The organism is Rhizobium cerradonense (genome assembly GCF_030182455.1).
Lineage (GTDB): Bacteria > Pseudomonadota > Alphaproteobacteria > Rhizobiales > Rhizobiaceae > Rhizobium.
Genome location: NZ_JAQJCK010000003.1, coordinates 617,272 through 633,008, shown reverse-complemented (window position 1 = coordinate 633,008; position 15,737 = coordinate 617,272). Strand labels below are relative to the sequence as shown.

At 59.4% G+C, this 15,737-nt stretch carries 14 protein-coding genes and 3 tRNA genes; 5 read left to right on the top strand and 12 right to left on the bottom strand.

Features of this window, described 5'->3' with window-relative positions:
- The 3 genes from PH547_RS10655 to PH547_RS10645 form a co-directional block, all read right to left on the bottom strand.
- Nucleotides 1–817 (bottom strand): elongation factor Tu (locus PH547_RS10655; protein ID WP_285168197.1); only part of this gene is annotated, 817 nt, incomplete at its 3' end.
- 451 nt (nucleotides 818–1,268) lie between these two features.
- Nucleotides 1,269–1,342: transfer RNA gene (locus tag PH547_RS10650), tRNA-Gly, on the bottom strand.
- 24 nt (nucleotides 1,343–1,366) lie between these two features.
- Nucleotides 1,367–1,451 (bottom strand) — tRNA-Tyr (locus PH547_RS10645).
- 198 nt (nucleotides 1,452–1,649) lie between these two features.
- On the opposite strand from PH547_RS10645, the gene rlmB reads away from it, so the two are divergent.
- The 3 genes from rlmB to PH547_RS10630 all read left to right on the top strand — a co-directional run bounded on the left by rlmB (nucleotide 1,650) and on the right by PH547_RS10630 (nucleotide 4,205).
- Nucleotides 1,650–2,558 (top strand): 23S rRNA (guanosine(2251)-2'-O)-methyltransferase RlmB, encoded by a 909-nt coding sequence (rlmB, locus tag PH547_RS10640; RefSeq protein WP_104822770.1) that lies wholly within the window; start codon nucleotides 1,650–1,652, stop codon nucleotides 2,556–2,558.
- A gap of 39 nt (nucleotides 2,559–2,597) precedes the next feature.
- Nucleotides 2,598–3,296: an AprI/Inh family metalloprotease inhibitor gene (locus PH547_RS10635; protein ID WP_104822769.1), complete on the top strand. Its 699-nt coding sequence runs from the start codon at nucleotides 2,598–2,600 to the stop codon at nucleotides 3,294–3,296.
- Nucleotides 3,297–3,410: 114 nt separating this feature from the next.
- The gene (locus PH547_RS10630; RefSeq protein WP_104822768.1) at nucleotides 3,411–4,205 is read left to right on the top strand and encodes a class I SAM-dependent methyltransferase; all 795 of its coding nucleotides are present in this window, start codon (nucleotides 3,411–3,413) and stop codon (nucleotides 4,203–4,205) included.
- A gap of 73 nt (nucleotides 4,206–4,278) precedes the next feature.
- Here PH547_RS10630 and PH547_RS10625 read toward each other — a convergent pair whose 3' ends face one another.
- The 5 genes from PH547_RS10625 to PH547_RS10605 form a co-directional block, all read right to left on the bottom strand.
- On the bottom strand, nucleotides 4,279–4,563 hold the full coding sequence (locus PH547_RS10625) for a hypothetical protein (protein WP_104822767.1): 285 nt from the start codon (nucleotides 4,561–4,563) through the stop codon (nucleotides 4,279–4,281).
- Between the two features lie 87 nt (nucleotides 4,564–4,650).
- Nucleotides 4,651–4,920 (bottom strand): hypothetical protein, encoded by a 270-nt coding sequence (locus PH547_RS10620; protein ID WP_104822766.1) that lies wholly within the window; start codon nucleotides 4,918–4,920, stop codon nucleotides 4,651–4,653.
- A gap of 192 nt (nucleotides 4,921–5,112) precedes the next feature.
- On the bottom strand, nucleotides 5,113–6,294 hold the full coding sequence (locus PH547_RS10615) for an MFS transporter (protein WP_104822765.1): 1,182 nt from the start codon (nucleotides 6,292–6,294) through the stop codon (nucleotides 5,113–5,115).
- Nucleotides 6,295–6,450: 156 nt separating this feature from the next.
- Nucleotides 6,451–6,969 (bottom strand): cyclophilin-like fold protein, encoded by a 519-nt coding sequence (locus PH547_RS10610; RefSeq protein ID WP_104822764.1) that lies wholly within the window; start codon nucleotides 6,967–6,969, stop codon nucleotides 6,451–6,453.
- Between the two features lie 7 nt (nucleotides 6,970–6,976).
- Nucleotides 6,977–7,993, bottom strand: a complete 1,017-nt coding sequence (locus tag PH547_RS10605) for a zinc-dependent alcohol dehydrogenase family protein (protein ID WP_104822763.1) — start codon at nucleotides 7,991–7,993, stop codon at nucleotides 6,977–6,979.
- A 165-nt stretch (nucleotides 7,994–8,158) separates the two neighbouring features.
- Between PH547_RS10605 and PH547_RS10600 the strand changes: the two genes are divergently transcribed.
- Nucleotides 8,159–9,055, top strand: coding sequence for a LysR family transcriptional regulator (locus tag PH547_RS10600; RefSeq protein WP_104822762.1), 897 nt, complete (start codon nucleotides 8,159–8,161; stop codon nucleotides 9,053–9,055).
- 91 nt (nucleotides 9,056–9,146) lie between these two features.
- Here the strand turns inward: PH547_RS10600 and PH547_RS10595 are convergent.
- Nucleotides 9,147–9,222 (bottom strand) — tRNA-Thr (locus PH547_RS10595).
- Nucleotides 9,223–9,388: 166 nt separating this feature from the next.
- Between PH547_RS10595 and PH547_RS10590 the strand changes: the two genes are divergently transcribed.
- Nucleotides 9,389–10,162 (top strand): NAD kinase, encoded by a 774-nt coding sequence (locus tag PH547_RS10590; RefSeq protein ID WP_104822743.1) that lies wholly within the window; start codon nucleotides 9,389–9,391, stop codon nucleotides 10,160–10,162.
- An 88-nt stretch (nucleotides 10,163–10,250) separates the two neighbouring features.
- Here PH547_RS10590 and prfB read toward each other — a convergent pair.
- The 3 genes from prfB to PH547_RS10575 all read right to left on the bottom strand — a co-directional run bounded on the left by prfB (nucleotide 10,251) and on the right by PH547_RS10575 (nucleotide 15,374).
- A protein-coding gene (gene prfB, locus PH547_RS10585) for a peptide chain release factor 2 (protein ID WP_104822742.1) occupies nucleotides 10,251–11,382 on the bottom strand; the annotation gives its coding sequence in 2 pieces (ribosomal slippage) (nucleotides 10,251–11,312 and nucleotides 11,314–11,382; 1,131 coding nt in all).
- Nucleotides 11,383–11,508: 126 nt separating this feature from the next.
- A complete protein-coding gene (locus PH547_RS10580) occupies nucleotides 11,509–13,974 on the bottom strand; it encodes a penicillin-binding protein 1A (RefSeq protein WP_104822741.1) in 2,466 nt (821 codons plus the stop codon).
- A 260-nt stretch (nucleotides 13,975–14,234) separates the two neighbouring features.
- Nucleotides 14,235–15,374 (bottom strand): N-acetylmuramoyl-L-alanine amidase, encoded by a 1,140-nt coding sequence (locus PH547_RS10575; protein ID WP_483315538.1) that lies wholly within the window; start codon nucleotides 15,372–15,374, stop codon nucleotides 14,235–14,237.
- Nucleotides 15,375–15,737 lie beyond the last annotated feature (363 nt).

Here is a 15,737-nt window from a genome sequence, read left to right as displayed (position 1 = left end):
CGATGTTGTCGCCGGCCTGGCCCTGGTCGAGCAGCTTGCGGAACATTTCAACGCCGGTAACCGTCGTCTTCGACGTCGGACGAATGCCGACGATTTCGACTTCTTCACCAACCTTGACGATACCACGCTCGACGCGGCCCGTCACAACCGTACCACGGCCGGAGATCGAGAACACGTCTTCGATCGGCATCAGGAACGGCTGGTCGATCGGACGCTCTGGCGTCGGGATGTAGGCGTCAACCTGGGCCATCAGCTCGCGGATCGCGTTTTCGCCGATTTCCTTGTTGCTGTCTTCCAGAGCAGCAAGCGCCGAACCCTTGACAACCGGAATGTCGTCGCCCGGGAAGTCGTAGGACGACAGCAGTTCACGAACTTCAAGCTCAACAAGCTCCAGAAGCTCGGCGTCGTCAACCTGGTCGACCTTGTTCAGGAACACTACGATCGCCGGAACGCCAACCTGGCGGGCGAGCAGGATGTGCTCGCGCGTCTGCGGCATCGGGCCGTCGGCAGCCGAGCAAACCAGGATCGCGCCGTCCATCTGCGCAGCACCCGTGATCATGTTCTTCACATAGTCAGCGTGGCCGGGGCAGTCGACGTGCGCATAGTGACGAGCAGCCGTCTCATATTCAACGTGTGCCGTCGAGATCGTGATACCACGCGCCTTTTCTTCCGGTGCCGCGTCGATCTGGTCATACGCCTTGAACTCACCGAAGAACTTCGTGATCGCTGCCGTCAGAGACGTCTTGCCGTGGTCAACGTGGCCGATCGTGCCGATGTTAACGTGCGGCTTATTGCGCTCAAACTTACTCTTTGCCATTTGAATGCTTCCTGTGAACGTAAATGGTGGCCCCGGCGAACCGGTTTAGTGCCGCCGTTTAAGGCTTTCGTCGCATTTGCGCAAGACTTAATTGCAGGCCCTATTCTTGGCGAAGTGTAGCCGATGACGGACAATGCGCGCCGTCGGCTTTGATTCGCCCCGCAGGTTTCGCCGGCCGATCCGGAAAGATGTAAAAGCATTTGCCGGTTCAGACGCTTAGATAGGCACGCTGAGGAAATAATCCAGGTGTCCGAAGCCGCTTCTCGGAATTGACTAGGTCTGCAGAGACCGATCTTGCAGAGGTTCGCGAATAGGTATGTATCGCCCGCCAGAATATAAGCCATTCCTCACGCGGAGGATGTGAATCGAATATGGCGGAGAGGAAAGCTGGGATTCAGGGCAGCAGGTCTGTCGCAAGACCTGCCTGACGGAGATGAAGGACTGAAAATCTTGGAGCGGGTAGCGGGAATCGAACCCGCGTATTCAGCTTGGAAGGCTGCTGCTCTACCATTGAGCTATACCCGCGGGTGGCCAAGATCCTGTGCGGAATGGTGGAGGGAGTTGGATTTGAACCAACGTAGGCTGAGCCAACGGATTTACAGTCCGTCCCCTTTAACCACTCGGGCATCCCTCCAGTTTTCCGACTGGATCTTGCGACCAAGCTTGCTAGACCGGACGTCGCCGCCGCGATCTGCGCCGCGTATATGACCGGACCGTTTCCTTCTGTCAACATGAGGTCCGGGCAAAAATGACGAAAAAATTTCAACTTGCTGCAAAAGCCCACTGACGAAAGAGGACTATGCGCTCAAGGGCGCTCTCGCTATAAAGCCGCATGAGCAAAGACAGAACATCCGGCCGTTCCGGCCCTGACAACACCGTCGGCGATAAGTCGGCCAAAGACACGCATTACGCCACCTTGCGGCGCGCGCATCGCGACGCCAAGCGCGAGCGCGGCGAAATCCCGACGCCGCCGCCACAGAAGCGCAAGCGGGCCGGCGCGGATGATTGGAAGCCGCCGGCACTCGCTCCAGACCAGGTCTATCTATATGGCCTGCATACGGTGCGCGCAGCCCTTGCCAATCCCGAGCGGAAGAACATCAAGCTGTCAGCGACGCAGAATGCGTTGGTGCGGCTGGAAATCGGACCGGCGGCCGAACTCGGCATTCCCGTCGAGATGGTCTCGCCGCAGGATATTGACAAAGTGCTGGGTCCGGAAGCGATCCATCAGGGCGTCATGCTGGAGACGCGTCCCCTGCCCGTGCGCCGGCTGGAGGCCCTGAAGGACAGCCCGCTGCTGCTGGTTCTCGATCAGGTGACCGATCCGCACAATGTCGGCGCAATCATGCGCTCAGCCGTCGCCTTCGACGCCGGCGCCGTCATCACCACACAGCGTCATAGCCCGACCGAATCGGGCGTGCTCGCCAAATCCGCCTCCGGTGCGCTGGAGCTGATACCCTATATACAGATCACCAATCTCGCCGACGCGCTCGGCGAGCTGCACCGCCTCGGCTTCGTCACCATCGGTCTTGATTCGGAAGGGCCGGCGCCGCTCGAAGGCACGTTTTCGGGCGAGAAGGTCGCCCTCGTTCTTGGCTCCGAGGGCAAGGGGCTGCGCCAGAAGACACGGGAAACGGTGAACGCGCTGGCGCGGCTCGACATGCCGGGCGCGATCAAATCACTCAACGTCTCGAACGCGGCCGCGATCGCTCTCTACGCAGCGCGGTCTTATCTGAAAATCTAGCGGCACGGGGGTGCCGCAGCAGATTTGGGGGGAACTGCCTTGATCCGCACTTTTTGTCTCGCGGCGGCTTCTGCCGCCTTCATTCTCGCCGCCGGGCAACCGGCTAGTGCCGCCGACGAGGAACTCATCAAGTCGCAGGCGGGCACATGGCTGCTGGCGCCGGAAGGTGGCGCAAAGGGCTGCCGCCTCACCTTCGAAACCAGTCCGGTGACCGGCGGCTACGCTGTTAGCGGCGCGGATGCCTGCGCGACCGCCCTGCCCGCCTACGCCAAGGCGGCCGCCTGGAATTTCAGCGAGGACGGCTCGCTCGCCCTTATGGACGCGACGCAGAAGGTGGTGGCCCGTTTCCAGGAAGAAGAGGGGTCGCCCTGGGAAAGCGAAGAAGGCGATCCGACGTGGCTGCTGCCGGCGCTCGGAGACGTCGATCATGTTCCAACCGTCGCAAGCCTCGCCGGCACCTGGCAAGTCGAGCAGCCCAACGGCAAACTCATCTGCAACATCACGCTGTCCAGCGATACCGACGAGGATGGCACGCCGAAAATGTCACCGGGCGGCGACTGCCCGGCCGACGTTGCTGACCTCAAGCTTTCCCTCTGGGTCGTGGAGGGTTTTGGCCTGGTGATGATGGGCACTGACGGCTCTTCGCTCTCCTTCGATATGCGGCCGGACGGCAGCTTTCAGAAATCCGAAGAGGAAGAGGGACAGCCGATGGTGCTTGTCCGCAAACAGGGCGGCTAAAGGAGCCGATATCCCGCCTATGGCTTGACGTCCGAGAAATGTGACTATGTTAGCTTGGGCCGGTCCGAACCCGGCCCTTATTGTCACATATTGGGAAATATAGGTACAGGGCGCATGATCTTATCGAATATCCGCAAATTCATCTTCCACGAATTGCGAAGTGTAGAAGGATATATCGACCCGCCGGATGCCCTTGTTTACCTTTCTATTCTGGAACGCCAGAGGGGACATGGATTGGGCGGCGGAATTGCTGAAATCGGGGTCTATTTCGGTCGTTCTTATTTTCTCCTGAAAAAGATCACATCGCCGGAAGATCGTGTGCTTGGCATCGATCTCTTCGACATCGGAGAGATGTCGAATGGCGTTTCCAAGCAATACCGAACATTTATCGAGAATGGCGAGCGGCTCGGCCTGCCTGTCGACGAGGACCTGCTGTTCGTCGGCGATAGCGCGGAGCTGTCGCCGAAAGACGTAGCGAGCAAGGTCGGCAAGGTGCGCTTCTTCAGCATCGATGGCGGACACACCTTGTCGAACCTGAAAGCCGACATCCACCTGGCGAAGGAGACGATCGCCGACCATGGCGTCATCGTCTTCGACGACACGTTCAATCCTGCTTGGCCGGAAGTCACCGTCGGCGTCGCGGATTTCCTCCGCGACAATGATGAGATCTTCTCGGCTTTCTGCATGACGAAATACAAGACCTATGTCTGCCGGCGTGAATTCCACGATTTCTACCGTGCGGCTATTCTGCGCGCGCCCCATCTCAGAGCCTTCGAACTGGCGGAAACGCATTTTCTTGGGTCCGACGCCGTCCGCCTGCACAATCCATTCGGCCGGCGCATACTCTACGAACTCATGACCCGCTCCGGCATGAGCGCCATTTCGGAGCGCGCATACCGCTGCCACTAGAGTAATTCGAGGAAAAGTGCGCAGCGGTTTTTCGTCCGGAATTGCGGCAAAAACAAAGGGACAGAAAAACGGATCAGCGAACTGCAATCGGCTGCGGACGCCAGGCCGATTGCAGCGTGGGCGACCGCTCCGTGATCGGGCATCCATCCTGCAGCTTCAGCCATGAGGTGACATTCAGGTTCATCTCGCATTGCGCGAGATAGCTCTTGCCGTTCACGGTCATGCAGGCGACTTCGCCGATCGCATGCTGCTTTCCGTCTACGTTTTTGCAGTAGCAATCCTGTCCGGCCAACGCCGGCGCATCTGCCATCACAGCAAACGGCAATCCCAGGACAATAAGCTTCAAAACCTCGCGCATGGACGTTCCCTCGCCCGCCGTGGATGGGAAAGTGTATGCCTATTTCAGACGTTGTAAATGCGCGAGGCCGAAGCGCGCCGGCGCAGCCTAGTGAATCGCAGGATCCGATTCGTCGAAGAAAGTCCTGATACCATCGCGCGCGATCGTCGCCAGGAACTCATCGAAGGCCTCGCGGTCAGTCGCGAAGGGCTCTTCCCATTCGATAAGATCCTCCTCCGGCGTGATGACCTCCATCCGCCAGTCTTGCTGGGTGCCTGCCGGGCGAAAGATATCGACGAGCACGGTCACGCCATCCTCGGTAAATTCACCGGATAGTTCGGAGTGTTCGAGTTTGGGCTTCTTGGGCTTAACGGTCATATCTTCCCACATGCAGCAATGACGAGAATCGTAACTTAGTGATCGTTACGACCATTTCAAAGTGCAGCGGCGTTACAATTGAATGAAGCAGCCGCCGATTTCCTGCATCGAGGGCTGCAGGGAAAACAACTCGGTTAAGCCGCTGAATGAGCGTGTCTATTGCCGAAGCAGGTCGAACGTCACTGCATGGCGTCACCTCGGCCGCAAGCGTGTCACGCCGACCGCGACCACGCTCGAAACCATAAAGAGGATAGCGCTGTACGCGAACGGGCTCCACCAGCCGGCACTGTCGAAGAGCATGCCGCCTGTGAAGGCACCAAATGTTATGGCGAACTGGATGAGCGCAACCTGAAGCCCGCCTCCCGCTTCAAGCTCTGACGGTATGATGCGCGTCAGCCAGGTACCCCAAGCCACTGGAATAGGAGTGGCAAACAGGCCGAAAAGAGCAAGGAGCGCCGCTATTGTCAGGGCAGATGGGCCAAGCGGTATCAACAACACCGCGATGAGCATCAGCACGGCGGGGAAACCCACCAGAACCGTGCTCAGATGCGAGCGCAGCAGGAAGCCGATCAACGAGGTTCCCAGAAGGCCTGCCAGGCCGATCCCAAGGAGAACGAGCGAAAGGCCGTTGACGTCAAGGCCGGTCACATCCCCAAGGAACGGCCGCAAATAGGTGGACAGTGCAAACTGTCCCATGAAGAAGAAGGTCATGGCCGCCATACCGATGGCGAAGGTACGATTGCGCAGCAGCCCGAATGTACCGCGAACCGAACCGGCCCCGCCTCCCGGTATTTTCGGCAGTGCAAAGACCTGCCATATGAAGGCTATGATCGCGATCGGCACCATAATAAAGAATGCGCCTCGCCAGCCGATCAACCCGCCGAGGAAACTCCCCAATGGTTGAGCGACAACACTTGCAAGGGCGCTTCCTCCTTGCAGCATGGCAAGAGCTTTAGGTAGGTCCGGGCCGGATACAATACGCGCCATGATAGCCGTGGACAGCGACCAGAAGCCGCCAATCGACACGCCGATCAGGGCGCGGCCGACCATGAACACGAGGTAGTTGGGCGCGAATGTGATTGCCAGACCGGAAAGCACGAGAACGCCTGTGTAGGAAAGCACCACTGCGCGTCGGTCCAGGCGTGCCAAGAGCGCATTGCTGAACAGGCTGGTGACGACGGCAAAGAACCCCGAAACGGAAATCGCTTGTCCGGCCTGCCCCACCGTTATGCTCAGTTCGTCGGCGATTGGTGTCAGCAGGCTGACAGGCAGGAATTCCGAGGCAACGAGCGTGAATGTCATCAGCGTCATGCAGATGACAATACCCCACGGACTTGCCGTGCTTTCGATCTGGTTGTCGTAGGTGGTTTCCATATTGCTTTCCGTCAATGGCTTGGAGCGGATCGTTCAGGACGTATTGGAGTGTCTGAGCCTGCTGAGGGAACGACAGGGATCGTGCCGGCGCGCCGGCCTCACCCAGCTTGAGTCTCATGCGATCAGGTTTTCGAAGATGCGCGCGGGCCGCGCCGCCTAGTTCTCGTTCTTGCCCGTCAGTCCGTTGCTGACCTCGATGGTTACCGGTGCACCGTCCGGGATCGCGCGAACTTCGTCCACGCTCGCGTGAATGCGTCCCAGCGGGACTTTTCCTGGCCAGTAGCCGATGTAACCATAATAAAGCGCAATCCATTGACCGGGCTCGTAATAGCCCACTTCCGGGATCTCAGGCTCGTCGCCACGAGGCGCCCCCTTCATTGAAAGCCCGTCTTTCAGCCGGATGACCTTCTCGTCATAGCCAGGATAATTGCCGGCTTTTAAGGTGAGCGGCAGTTTGGTGATCAGGTCTTTGGCCGTCTCGTTGTCGTAGAGATCGACAGCAAACGTCTTTTCACCGATGCGTATCGCGATTGTCTTGTCGCTCGGCTTTCTCAAATTGCTGTGCACGGCGCTGTCTTCTGTCGTGTTACTCGATTTGGCTTGAATGATGCCCGCTAGTCCCAGGCATCCCAATGCAAGCACCGCCGCCAACCTCGTAGATCGTTTCAGGGTCATGACGTCCTCACATCCGAAGGAGCGTCTTGATGGCACTGCGTTCGTCCATGGCCTTGTAGCCTTGGGCGACATCGGTGAGCGGCACTTCGAGATCGAAGACTTTGCCGGGATTGATCTGCCGGGTCATGATGAGATCGATGAGATGCGGCAGGAAGCGACGCACCGGTGCCGGACCGCCCAGCAGGTTCTTCTGTTGGAAGAACAGCATCTGCCCGTCCAGCTCAACGCCATGCGGCACGCCGACATAGCCGATCGAGCCGCCTGGACGGGCGCAGTTGATCGCCTGCAGCATCGATTCCTGGGTGCCGACGCACTCAAGGACGGAATCGGCGCCAACGCCTCCGGTCAATTCCTTCACTCTTGCAACGCCCGCGTCGCCCCGCTCTGTGATGATGTCGGTGGCGCCATATTCGAGGGCGAGTTCCTGGCGCTGCTTATGGCGGCTCATGGCAATGATGTGCCCGGCGCCAAGCTGTTTTGCCGACAGCACGCCCATGAGGCCGACGGCGCCGTCGCCCACCACAACCGCCGTGCAGCCCGGCGTCACGCGCGCGGCATCAGCGGCATACCAGCCCGTGCCGAGCACGTCGGATGCGGCGAGCAGGCTCGGGATCAGGTCTTCGGACGGCATGGTGTCGGTCGCAACCAACGTACCGTCAGCCAGTGCGATACGCGCGTATGGCGCCTGCGCGCCGGACATGAATTCGCGGTGTTCGCAGGAGGACTGGAAACCGTACCGGCAATGCGGGCAGGTATTGTCCGAGAGGCAGAACGAGCCGACGACGAACTGGCCGGGCCGGATAGTCTTCACGTCGCTTCCAACCTCGACCACGACGCCGCAGTATTCATGGCCCATATGCTGCGGCGCGGTCACGGCCTGAATTCCGCGATACGGCCAGAGATCGGAGCCGCAGACGCAGGACGCCGAAAGCTTGATGATGGCGTCGGTGGGCCTCAGGATTTTGGGTTCTGCGACTTCCTCGCAGCGGATGTCGCCGGGGGCGTGAAGGACTGTTCCGAGCATGGATTTCTCCGGTTCTTTGGCCATCGGGGCGAAGTGCCCTTGTTCAAACTTGATGGGAGAAACAGATAGCACCGATCGATAGCCTGCATTAGCCGCGCCAATTTGCATGGACTTATCGAAATTCGCTTGTAATAGATATCGATCGGATCAGGCGGAGGACCTGTTGTGGCGCGGGAAAACTTCAACGAATTACTCTTATTCCTCGCGGTTGCCGAAGAACGCAGCTTCACCAAAGCCGCGGCAAAGTTGGGAATTGCCCAATCCACCCTCAGCTATGCCGTCAAGCAACTCGAAGCACGAATGGGGCTTCGGCTTCTGACCCGCACGACGCGAAGTGTGGGAACGACGGAGGCCGGCGAACGTCTCCGGCAATCCCTGGCGCCGCGCATTTCTGAAATAGAAGCCGACATAGAGGCGTTGATGGCCTATCGGGACAAGCCGGCCGGTACCGTCAGAATCACATTGTCCCATCACGCCATGGAAAGCGTCGTTTGGCCCAAACTATCCCCCATGCTCGCGGACTATCCGGACATCAAGCTGGAACTCAGCGTCGATAGCAGCTTCCGCAACATCGTTGAGGATGGCTTCGACGCTGGTGTGAGACTCGGCGAAAGTCTTGAGAAAGACATGGTGGCGGTGCGGATCGGACCGGATTGGAGATTGGTGGCTGTTGGGTCTCCCGGTTATTTCATGACGCGAGCCGTGCCAAGGACGCCGCAGGAACTCATGCGCCATAATTGCATCAACAGGCGCATTGACAGGATCGGAGCGCTCTATGCCTGGGAGTTCGAGAAGGATGGCGAGGAGGTTCGCGTCAGGGTCGAAGGGCAGCTTACTTTCAACACGGATGCCGAGATGGTCGATGCCGCTCTTCGAGGCTATGGCATAGCCTACGTACCGGAAAGCTTCGTCGAGCAGCATCTGGCAGAAGGGCGGCTGCAGCTCGTGCTCGACGACTGGTCACCGAAATTTGCCGGATATTACCTCTACTATCCCAGCAGGCGCCAGAATTTGCCGGCATTTTCTGTGATCGTGGACGCGCTTCGGCAAAGGAGCTGGTAGCCTGTGAGGCATTTTCCAGAAAGTCTCGAGCCGCAAAATAGGTCGCAAATTTCAGAAGATTGGGGAAAGCATAGTGATCTCTGGATCATGATGGTGCCCCCGGCAGGGTTCGAACCCGCGACCCCCTGATTACAAATCAGGTGCTCTACCAACTGAGCTACAAGGGCACATCGGCATGCCAAGTAGCAGATTTTGATTTCCTGTAAAGGGAAAATCGGCAGTTTGGCTTTGATGGAGCGGATCGAAGCGCCTGCCTATTCACCAGTCTTTGCAAAACGTCTTGTCGCGTAGGGGGAATATCATTACCTAGTACGATTATTCAAAGGACATTGCATGTCACGCGCTTTTCAGTCTGTTTGTTTTCTCGCATCGACCGCGCCGGAAGCCCAAAGCGCGCGGGAGGAATTGATTCGTCTTTACGGCCAGACGCCGCAGGAAGATGCGGATATCGTCGTTGCGCTCGGCGGCGATGGCTTCATGCTGCAGACGCTGCACAATACGATGAATTCCGGCAAGCGCGTCTATGGCATGAATCGCGGCTCCATCGGCTTCCTGATGAACGATTATCGTACCGAATGCCTGGCCGAACGCATCGAAGCGGCTGTCGAAAATGCCTTTCATCCGCTGCAGATGAGCACGCGCAACGCAGACGGCAGCACATCCGTCGCGCTTGCCATCAACGAGGTGTCATTGTTTCGCCAGTCCTATCAGGCGGCCAAGCTGAAGGTCGAGATCGACGGCCATGTCCGTCTGCCGGAACTGATCTGCGACGGGCTGATGGTGACGACGCCGGCCGGTTCCACCGCCTATAATCTCTCCGCTCACGGCCCCATCCTGCCGCTCGAGGCACCGCTGCTCGCCATCACCCCAGTCAGCGCTTTCCGCCCTCGCCGCTGGCGCGGCGCCCTCCTGCCCAACAAGGTGACGATCGACATCACCGTGCTGGAGGCAGAAAAACGCCCGGTCAATGCGGTTGCCGACAACACCGAAGTCAAATCGGTCGTGGGCGTCAAGATCGCCCAGACCGAAGACACGACGGCGCGTATTCTCTCCGATCCAGACAGGTCGTGGTCGGAGCGGATATTGGCGGAGCAGTTTTCGGATTAAGAAATACTTGCGCATCGCAAGAGCGGCATTCCAGCCAACAAAAAAGCCCCGTCTCCGGGGCCTTTCTTCGATCCAATAAATCTTGCTCTTAATCCACGTCGTCCACCACCGCGTCGGCCGCGCCGCTGATGCGGTGCGCGAGGGCAGCTTCCATGAACTCGTTGAGATCGCCATCGAGCACGTCATCTGGGGCCGTGCTGGCGACGCCGGTGCGCAAGTCCTTGACGAGCTGATAAGGCTGCAGGACGTAGGAGCGGATCTGGTGGCCCCAGCCGATATCGGTCTTCGAGGCGGCTTCGGCGTTGGCGGCCTCTTCCCGCTTCATCAATTCCGCTTCGTACATGCGGGCGCGCAGCATGTCCCAGGCCTTGGCGCGGTTCTTGTGCTGCGAGCGTTCCTGCTGGCATTGCACGACGATGCCGGTCGGGATGTGCGTGATACGCACCGCCGAGTCGGTCGTGTTGACGTGCTGGCCGCCGGCGCCGGACGAACGATAGGTGTCGATGCGGCAGTCGCCCTCGTTGATCTCGATCTGGATCGAATCGTCGACGACCGGATAGACCCAGATCGACGAGAAGGAGGTGTGACGGCGGGCATTGCTGTCATAGGGCGAGATGCGAACCAGGCGGTGAACGCCCGATTCGGTCTTCAGCCAGCCATAGGCATTGTGGCCCTTGACCAGCAGCGTCGCCGATTTGATGCCGGCTTCTTCGCCGTCATGGACTTCGAGCAATTCCACCTTGAAGCGCTGACGCTCTGCCCAGCGGGTGTACATGCGCAGCAGCATGTTCGCCCAGTCCTGGCTCTCGGTGCCGCCGGCGCCGGAATGGACTTCGAGGTAGGTATCGTTGGAATCGGCCTCGCCCGAAAGCATGGCTTCCACCTGCCGGCGCGCAGCTTCCGTCTTCAAGCTCTTGAGGGCCTCTTCGGCCTCGCGGACGACGTCGGCATCGCCCTCTTCCTCGCCAAGCTCGATCAGTTCGACATTGTCGGCAAGCTGCTGCTCAAGCGCACGCACGCCGTTGATGCCGTCATCAAGCTGCTGGCGCTCGCGCATCAGCTTCTGCGCTTCGGAGGCATCGTTCCAGAGGGTCGGGTCCTCTGCCTTGTTGTTCAACCAGTCCAGTCGTCTTATCGCCTGATCCCAGTCAAAGATGCCTCCTCAGCAGGCTTATGGCCTGCTTGGTTTCGTCGACTACATTCTCGATTTCCGCTCGCATGTTCCTGCTTCTTTATTCGGCCGTTCGCTATGAACGGCTGTTCAATTCAAAGAGTGCTGGTGACATAGATACACATGCCGCGACTGTAAAGCCCCGCCGCATGATCATTGGACAAATCGACCAGGATCAGAAGAGACCGCCCGCACCTGATGTGACTGCCTGGTTCGCCTGCGGCGAGGTCTTCAGAATTTCCTCGGGCGCGACCTGCGCCGACGCATCGCCGCCGCCGATGACCGTATAGGTGGTCGCAGGACCAGTGCCGGGCTTGAAGGCTTCCATGATGGCATCGGGATCGCCGGGCTGCGCGGCCATGCCGGTCGCGCGGTTGACGGCCATCATATTCATGCCCGCCGGAACCTGGAATTTCTCCGGCTGCTCATCCTTGGTGGCGGCCTGCATGAACTCGTTAAAGATCGGCGCGGCGATCGAGCCACCGGTCGCGCCGCGGCCGAGTGTGCTCGGCGTGTCGTAGCCGACATAAAGGCCGGCAACGAGGCTCGGCGTAAAGCCGACGAACCAGGCGTCCTTTTCATCGTTGGTCGTACCGGTCTTGCCGGCGACATCGGTGTTCAGCTTGATCTTGCCGGCGGCCGTGCCGCGGATGACGACGCCCTGCATCATCGAAGTCACCTGATAGGCAGTCATCGGATCGAGCACCTGCTCGCGGTTGTCGGCGATGACTGGCTCATCCTGATTCTGCCAATCGCTGACATTGCAGGCGTCGCAGACGCGCTCTTCGTGCTTGAAGATGGTCGCGCCATAGCGGTCCTGAATGCGGTCGATCAATGTCGGCTTGATCTGCTTGCCGCCATTGGCGATGACCGAATAGGCGGAAACCATGCGCAGCACCGTCGTCTCGCCGGCGCCAAGCGCCATGGCAAGAACCGGGTTCATGCGGTCATAGATGCCGAAGCGGTCGGCATATTCGGCGACCAGCGGCATGCCCATATCCGCAGCGAGACGCACGGTCATCAGGTTGCGCGAATGCTCGATGGCAAAGCGAAGCGTATGGGCGCCGCCGCCCTCGCCTTCGTAGTTTTCCGGCTTCCACACCTGTCCGTTGCTGAGCGTGATCTGGAGCGGATCGTCAAGAATGACCGACGCCGGTGTATAGCCATTGTCCATGGCCGCCGCGTAAACGAAGGGCTTGAAGGACGAGCCGGGCTGGCGTTTAGCCTGGGTAGCGCGGTTGAACTCCGACTGCGCATAGGAGAAACCGCCGACCATGGCGAGCACGCGGCCGGTATGCGGGTCCATCACGACGAGGCCGCCCTGCACTTTCGGAGGCTGGCGCAGGCGATAGGCGCTCGAATCGGCATCGCCGCTCTTCTGGACATAGATCACGTCACCGGGGTTCAACACGCCGGTCGGCGATTTCGCCGTCTTGCTGCCACCCGCCGAGCGGAAAGCCCAACGCATGTCGGCTACGGCGATCGTACCACGCTTGCGATCGTTCGCGACCTTACCCGCGGCGTCGACACTTGGCTGCAGGCCGATATCGACCGTTTGATCGGACACGGAAAGCACGACGGCGAGCTGCCATTCCGGCACATCACTCAAGGCCGGGATCTTGGCGAGTTCCGGACCCCAATCCTGCGATGTCGCGATCTGCTTGATCGGGCCATGGAAGCCGCGGCGCTCGTCGTAGTCGACCAGTCCGTCCTGCAACGCCTTGCGTGCTTCGATCTGGATCTGCGGATCCAGCGAGGTGCGGACCGAAAGCCCGCCCTCGAGGAGGGTTTTCTCGCCATATTGGTCGATCAACTGGCGGCGGACTTCTTCGGCAAAATAATCGGAGGCGAAGAGCGACGGGCCACTCTTTGGCGGCGCAACGCCGAGCGGCTGCTTCTTGGCTTCTTCGCCGTCGCTCTGGCTGACATAGCCATTCTCGACCATGCGGTCGATAACCCAGTTGCGGCGGGTCATCGCAGCGTCGGGGTGGCGGAACGGATTGTAGTTGGACGGGCCCTTGGGCAGCGAAGCGAGATAAGCCGATTCGGCAATCGTCAGCTCGTTGACCGACTTGTCGAAATAGGTCAGCGCCGCACCGGCGATGCCATAGGAATTGAGGCCGAAATAGATCTCGTTCAGATAGAGTTCGAGGATCTTGTCCTTGCTGTAGGCCTGTTCGATGCGGAAGGAGAGGATCGCTTCCTTGATCTTGCGGTCGAAGGTCTGGTCGGCCGAAAGCAGGAAGTTCTTGGCGACCTGCTGGGTGATGGTCGATGCGCCAACGAAACGGCGGCCGGAACCGATATTCTGAAGGTTTACGGCGACGGCGCGCATCAGGCCGCCGACATCGACGCCCGGATGATTGTAGAAGTTCTTGTCTTCTGCCGAGAGGAAAGCGGCCTTGACGCGATCGGGAATGGCCTGGATCGGCAGGAAAAGCCGGTTCTCGCGCGAATATTCCTTCATCAAGGCACCGTTGCCCGCATGAATGCGGGTCGTCACCGGCGGCGCGTATTTGGCGAGCACCTCATAATCCGGCAGATCCTTGGAAACGACGCTCAGATAAATAGCCGCCGCCGCCGCCGCACCCAGGAACAGGAGGCAGCCCAGCCCAAAGAAATATCCAATCAGTCTGACCATATGATGCTACCGGTGCTTCTTCTTCATGCGGCGCATGCGCGAGACCATCGCACATTCACGGGCGTTTTGCACGCTCGGGGCGTGAATGCAAGACGGCAACGGCATAAAGCCGTGCATGCCGACCGCGGCAAACAATACTTTGGTGTAACGGCGGGAATGTGAGCAAAATAGGGCTCACCGCTGGTATTCCTCACTTCATCCCAGCCCATTAGCAACGGCTGTTACATGGAAGACACGAACGGCGCCGCTATTCTACCGTCTCAGCCGCCATTCGCGATGGTCGAAACGCGGTACTGCTGTACCGCATCAGTCAGCCGATCCGCCAATTTCTGCCGCCAATCGGGATCGAGTAAAAGTTTCTCATCATCCTTGTTCGAGAGGAAGCCAAGCTCGAGGAGAATGGAGGGAACATCCGGCGCCTGCAGCACGCGGAAGCCGGCATGGCGATGCGGGTTGTTGATCATCGAGATCTGGCCATTGAACGAGGTGAGCACATCCTGCGCCAGCGAGATGGAAAAAGCCTGCGTCTCACGCCGGGTCAGGTCCATTAGAATATCCGCGACGGCGGCAGGCTGGGCCTGCGTCTCGGCGCCGGCAAGCTGGTCGGAATTGTTTTCGCGGTCGGCGACTTCGCTGGCGAGCTTGTCGGAGGCCTTGTCGGAGATCGTATAGACCGTGGCGCCGCGGATATCCTTCTGCTTCAGCGTGTCGGCATGCAGCGAGATAAACAGTGAGGCGTGATTCTGCCGGGCGATGGTCACGCGCTGCGACAGCGACAGATATTCATCATTGTCGCGCGTCAGGAAAGCCTTGATGCCGGGCTTGGCGTTCAGCTTGTCGGCCAGGAGCTTGGCAAAGGCGAGTGTGATGTCCTTCTCCTGGGTGACGCCATCGCTGGCCGTTGCGCCGGCGTCGATCCCGCCATGACCGGCGTCGACCGCCACGAGGAAGCTGCTCGGATCGGCCCTTTCGATCGGTGCCACCGGACCGACATCCTTTGCGGTGTCATCGTTGGTCCAGCTCTGCTGCTTGATAAGATCCGCAAACTGCCCGGCAGGCAGTATCTCAGCATCGAGCACGAGGCGATGCCCCTTGCCGCTTTCGTCGGGCTGCACCTTGGCCATGACCAGCTTCACCGGCTTGGCCGCCGTCAGCACGATGCGGGCGCTGTCCTCATCCATGGTGCCGTAGCGGATATCCTTGAAGAGGCCGATCGGCTTCAGATCGGCTGCGGGGAAACCGAAGGCGGTTGCCGGAAGGTCGACGATGACGCGTACGGGGTTGTCAAGATAATGGACCGTGAAGGTCGGCTCGCGATCCATATCGATGACGATACGGGTGCGGGCATCGTCGCCGGCGATGCGTGCGCCATAGGCGAGCAATGGATCGGCGGCGGCCATGGCCGTCGCAAGCGGCGAGAGAATCGGAAGAGCCGTCACTGCGAGGGCCACCGCTGCAATTCGCAAAGCCCTCACGCCATTCTCCGTCGCATGCCGCAATCCCTTTAACTATCGCCCACCGCGCCCCATATTGATTTCGACGTTGTTTTTGAAGTCCAAAAATAACGGGAAAACCACGGATGACGCGATAGTACCGATGTGATGGCGTGCCGGGAGAAGAATCGGAAACGCCGTCCCCGCACCTTCATCATCCGACGAATCCATCAATATTATGGCATACTTGGCTTTCCCCTTGCTATTGTGACAGATAAAACATACAACGCATATTAGGGTAGAAGTGTTGACGGGATAGAGTCGCCGCAA

Excerpts from the sequence above, each read along its gene's own strand:
- rlmB (WP_104822770.1), top strand. The coding sequence starts at position 1,650 with ATGAGCAAAGACAGAACATCCGGCCGTTCCGGCCCTGACAACACCGTC.
- PH547_RS10630 (WP_104822768.1), top strand. The coding sequence starts at position 3,411 with ATGATCTTATCGAATATCCGCAAATTCATCTTCCACGAATTGCGAAGT.
- PH547_RS10625 (WP_104822767.1), bottom strand. The coding sequence starts at position 4,563 with ATGCGCGAGGTTTTGAAGCTTATTGTCCTGGGATTGCCGTTTGCTGTG.
- PH547_RS10620 (WP_104822766.1), bottom strand. The coding sequence starts at position 4,920 with ATGACCGTTAAGCCCAAGAAGCCCAAACTCGAACACTCCGAACTATCC.
- PH547_RS10615 (WP_104822765.1), bottom strand. The coding sequence starts at position 6,294 with ATGGAAACCACCTACGACAACCAGATCGAAAGCACGGCAAGTCCGTGG.
- PH547_RS10610 (WP_104822764.1), bottom strand. The coding sequence starts at position 6,969 with ATGACCCTGAAACGATCTACGAGGTTGGCGGCGGTGCTTGCATTGGGA.
- PH547_RS10605 (WP_104822763.1), bottom strand. The coding sequence starts at position 7,993 with ATGCTCGGAACAGTCCTTCACGCCCCCGGCGACATCCGCTGCGAGGAA.
- PH547_RS10590 (WP_104822743.1), top strand. The coding sequence starts at position 9,389 with ATGTCACGCGCTTTTCAGTCTGTTTGTTTTCTCGCATCGACCGCGCCG.
- PH547_RS10580 (WP_104822741.1), bottom strand. The coding sequence starts at position 13,974 with ATGGTCAGACTGATTGGATATTTCTTTGGGCTGGGCTGCCTCCTGTTC.
- PH547_RS10575 (WP_483315538.1), bottom strand. The coding sequence starts at position 15,374 with ATGGCCGCCGCCGATCCATTGCTCGCCTATGGCGCACGCATCGCCGGC.